The following is a 4,163-nucleotide window of genomic DNA, read 5'->3' as shown; positions in this document are numbered from 1 at the left end:
AGATTGCCGTCAGGTCCATCACACCCAGCTTGCGATCCAGCACTTCATCGTAGGTCAGATGATCGAACTTCTCGGCATGCGGGTCCTTGAATGGATCTGCAGTGTATACACCATCGACCTTGGTTGCCTTCAATACCACATCGGCATCGATTTCGATGGCGCGCAGGCAAGCGGCAGAGTCGGTGGTGAAGAACGGGTTGCCAGTACCGGCAGCGAAGATTACGACTTCCTTGGCGTTGAGGTGGCGCATGGCCTTGCGGCGATCATAGTGATCGGTCACGCCAACCATGGAGATCGCCGACATGACGATGGCGGTGATGTTTGCCCGCTCCAGCGCATCGCGCATGGCCAGGCCATTCATCACGGTGGCCAGCATGCCCATGTGGTCGCCGGTAACGCGGTCCATGCCGGCTGCACTGAGCGCCGCACCACGGAACAGGTTGCCACCACCGATCACCAGGCCTACCTGGACACCGATGCCGACCAGCTGGCCGACTTCCAGCGCCATGCGATCCAGGACCTTGGGGTCGATCCCGAACTCTTCCGAGCCCATCAGGGCCTCGCCGCTAAGTTTGAGTAGAATGCGTTTATAGCGAGCCTGATGACCACTGCCCTGCTGAGCCATTGCGAATCTCTCCTGCGGCGTTTGTAAAATTCTGGCGGGCTTCTTGAGCCTGCGTATAACTCTAATGTGACGCAGCGACTGCGTCAGCGAGCAACGGCCTTGTAAACCGCTCCCGCTTTGACAAAGAGGCTGCGCGCGTGAGCGGGCAGCCTCTTTGTGGCGACAGACGGGGCTGTCTTACTGCTTGGCAGCAGCCAGCTGGGCGGCAACTTCTTCAGCGAAGTTGTCGACCGGCTTCTCGATGCCTTCGCCTACTTTGAAGTAGGTGAACGAAACGATTTCAGCACCGGCTTTCTTGGCCAGCTCGCCGACCTTGACTTCCGGGTTCATGACGAAAGCTTGCTCTTTCAGCGAGGCTTCGGCCTTGAACTTGGTGATACGACCGTTGATCATGTTCTCAACGATGTTTTCCGGCTTGCCGGCGATCTTGTCAGCGTTCAGCTGCAGGAAGACGGCCTTCTCGCGCTCGATGGCTTCGGCGGAGATTTCCGACGAATCCAGGAACTCCGGGTTCGAAGCGGCAACGTGCATGGCGATGTTCTTGGCCAGCTCGACGTCGCCGCCTTTCAGGACAACGACAGCACCGATCTTGTTGCCGTGCAGGTAGGCACCGACAACGTCACCCTCAACGCGCACCAGGCGACGGATGTTGACGTTCTCGCCTACCTTGGCAACCAGGGCTTCACGAGCAGCTTCACGCGAAGCGATCAGCGGAGCGGCGTCGGTCAGCTTCTGGGCGAAGGCTTCTTCGAGGCTTTCGGCGACGAAGGTTTTGAAGTCGTCTTGCAGGGCCAGGAAGTCGGTCTGCGAGTTCACTTCCAGCAGGACGGCGGATTTACCGTCGGTCTTGACGGCGATAGCGCCTTCAGCAGCGACGTTGCCAGCCTTTTTGGCGGCCTTGATGGCGCCCGAGGCACGCATGTCGTCAATGGCTTTTTCGATGTCGCCGCCAGCCTTTTCCAGGGCTTTCTTGCAATCCATCATGCCTTCGCCGGTACGCTCGCGCAGTTCTTTGACCAGCGCTGCAGTAATTGCTGCCATTTCAAAATCCTCTTGGAAAGTTTTTCAACCATTCCACCCGTTGCTCACGGGCGTTCAATTCTGCAAATCCGCTGTTTTTGACTCAGCGGGCCCATGATGCGGGGCCGATGCTGACAGCAGGATTTCAAGGTGGCAAAAAGGGGGCAGAGCCCCCTTTTTGCGTGCCAAGTCGACGCTAGCGTCTAATTACTCGGCAGCAGGTGCAGCCGCTTCTTCAGCGTAGACTTCGGTGCCGCCAGCAACGTGGTTGCGGCCGCGGATGATGGCGTCAGCCATCGAAGTCATGTACAGCTCGATAGCGCGAATGGCGTCATCGTTACCTGGGATGATGTAGTCAACACCTTCCGGGCTGCTGTTGGTATCGACAACGCCGATAACCGGGATACCCAGCTTGTTGGCTTCGGTGATCGCGATGCGCTCGTGATCAACGTCGATAACGAACAGGGCATCAGGCAGACCGCCCATGTCCTTGATACCACCCAGGCTGCGGTCCAGTTTTTCCAGATCGCGCGAACGCATCAGGGCTTCTTTCTTGGTCAGCTTGGCAAAGGTGCCATCTTCGGCCTGGGTTTCCAGGTCGCGCAGACGCTTGATCGAAGCACGAATGGTCTTGTAGTTGGTCAGCATGCCGCCCAACCAGCGGTGGTCAACGTATGGCGAACCGGCGCGAGCAGCTTGCTCGGCCACGATCTTGCCGGCGGAACGCTTGGTACCGACGAACATGATCTTGTTCTTGCCCTGAGCCAGACGCTCTACGAACGCCAGGGCGTCGTTGAACATTGGCAGGGTTTTTTCCAGGTTGATGATGTGAATCTTGTTACGCGCGCCGAAAATGTACTTGCCCATTTTCGGGTTCCAGTAACGGGTCTGGTGGCCGAAGTGCACACCGGCCTTCAGCATATCGCGCATATTGACTTGGGACATGATAGTTCCTTGGTAAGTCGGGTTGGGCCTCCACGCATCCCAATGACCAACCCGCGATTCCGAAGAGATCGGGGCACCCAGGTCATCGTGTCGACACGTGTGTGGGTTTGAAGCTCACGGGGTCATCCCCGAAAGCGGCGCATTTTATACCACAGACCGCGAGCGAACGGAACCCGAATACTGTTGCGTCCGTCAGCGGCTTTTGCAGCACCCCGGCTTTCGCGCCAGAATGCCAGCTGTAGACAGCAGCATGGCCGCCTTTATCCCGACCGATCGGCGCCCTGCTCTGCTAGAATCCGGCCTTTCCCGTTTGTTCGCGCCGTGCACGGCGCCGTAGAGAGCCTGTAATGACCGTCACCATCAAGACCGCAGAAGACATCGAGAAGATGCGCATCGCTGGCCGCCTGGCCGCCGAAGTGCTGGAAATGATCGAAGAGCACGTCAAGCCCGGTGTCACCACCGAAGCGCTCGACCGCCTGTGCCACGACTATATCGTCAACGTCCAGCAGGCCATCCCGGCACCGCTCAACTACAAGGGCTACCCGAAGTCGATCTGCACCTCGATCAACCATGTGGTCTGCCACGGCATACCCAACGACAAGCCGCTCAAGGACGGTGACACGCTGAACATCGATGTCACCGTGATCAAGGACGGCTACCACGGCGACACCAGCCGCATGTTCCACGTCGGCACCGTGCCGGTATGGGCCGAGCGCCTGTCCCAGGTCACCCAGGAATGCATGTACAAGGCCATCGAACTGGTCAAGCCGGGCTGCCGCCTGGGCGACATCGGCGAAGTGATCCAGAAGCACGCGGAAAAGAACGGCTTCTCGGTGGTACGCGAGTTCTGCGGCCACGGTATCGGCAAGGTATTCCACGAAGAGCCGCAGATTCTGCACTACGGCCGCGCCGGCACCGGCATGGAACTCAAAGAAGGCATGACCTTCACCATCGAGCCGATGATCAACCAGGGCAAGGCCGACACCAAGGTGCTGGGCGACGGCTGGACCGCCATCACCAAGGACCGCAAGCTCTCGGCCCAGTGGGAGCACACCCTGGTGGTGACTGCGACCGGCTACGAGATCTTCACCCTGCGCAAGGACGACACCATCCCGCGCATCTCGGCCTGACCGCACGCCGGCAGCCACCCCCGACAGGAACGTGACGCGATGCCCCAGGTGGACCCCGAGCTGTTCGACCGCGGCCAGTTCCAGGCGGAACTGGCCCTCAAGGCGAGCCCCATCGCCGCCTTCAAGAAAGCCATCCGCCAGGCCGGCGAGGTGCTCGACAAGCGTTTCCGCGCGGGTGGTGAAATACGCCCGCTGATCGAAGCCCGCGCCTGGCTGGTCGACAATATCCTGCAACAGGCGTGGAACCAGTTTGCCTGGGGCGACCCCAGCGGCATCGCCCTGGTGGCTGTGGGCGGCTACGGGCGCGGCGAACTGCACCCACATTCGGACATCGACCTGCTGATCCTGCTGGGTGCGGCCGAGCACGAACAGTACCGCGACGCGATCGAGCGTTTTCTCACCTTGCTGTGGGACATCGGCCTTGAAGTGGGTCAGAGCGTGCG

At 59.9% G+C, this 4,163-nt stretch carries 5 protein-coding genes; 2 read left to right on the top strand and 3 right to left on the bottom strand.

All coding sequences use genetic code 11. The annotated features are described in order from the left end of the window. From pyrH to rpsB, 3 genes are all read right to left on the bottom strand, one after another. Positions 1-625, bottom strand: a 625-nt coding sequence (pyrH, locus tag HP546_RS26915; RefSeq protein ID WP_172231887.1) for a UMP kinase, incomplete at its 3' end; no start/stop codon positions are given. A 177-nt stretch (positions 626-802) separates the two neighbouring features. Continuing rightward, on the bottom strand, positions 803-1,666 hold the full coding sequence (gene tsf, locus HP546_RS26910) for a translation elongation factor Ts (protein ID WP_172231884.1): 864 nt from the start codon (positions 1,664-1,666) through the stop codon (positions 803-805). A gap of 186 nt (positions 1,667-1,852) precedes the next feature. Beyond that, positions 1,853-2,590 carry a 30S ribosomal protein S2 gene (gene rpsB / locus HP546_RS26905; protein WP_172231881.1) on the bottom strand — a complete coding sequence of 246 codons (738 nt, stop codon included), beginning with the start codon at positions 2,588-2,590 and terminating at the stop codon, positions 1,853-1,855. A 347-nt stretch (positions 2,591-2,937) separates the two neighbouring features. Here rpsB and map point away from each other — a divergent pair, with 347 nt between their 5' ends. Together map and HP546_RS26895 are read left to right on the top strand one after the other, a co-directional pair. After that, positions 2,938-3,720, top strand: a complete 783-nt coding sequence (map, locus tag HP546_RS26900; protein ID WP_172231877.1) for a type I methionyl aminopeptidase — start codon at positions 2,938-2,940, stop codon at positions 3,718-3,720. A 39-nt stretch (positions 3,721-3,759) separates the two neighbouring features. Continuing rightward, on the top strand, positions 3,760-4,163 hold a 404-nt coding region (locus tag HP546_RS26895), incomplete at its 3' end, for a nucleotidyltransferase domain-containing protein (RefSeq protein WP_172231874.1).

Origin of the sequence: Pseudomonas sp. CM25, assembly GCF_013179705.1 — a bacterium.
Lineage (GTDB): Bacteria > Pseudomonadota > Gammaproteobacteria > Pseudomonadales > Pseudomonadaceae > Aquipseudomonas.
The sequence above is the reverse complement of the archived record's forward strand: the minus strand, read 5'-3'. Positions and strand labels throughout refer to the sequence as shown.

Coding starts and splice junctions, on each gene's coding strand:
- tsf (WP_172231884.1), bottom strand. CDS start 1,666: ATGGCAGCAATTACTGCAGCGCTGGTCAAAGAACTGCGCGAGCGTACC.
- rpsB (WP_172231881.1), bottom strand. CDS start 2,590: ATGTCCCAAGTCAATATGCGCGATATGCTGAAGGCCGGTGTGCACTTC.
- map (WP_172231877.1), top strand. CDS start 2,938: ATGACCGTCACCATCAAGACCGCAGAAGACATCGAGAAGATGCGCATC.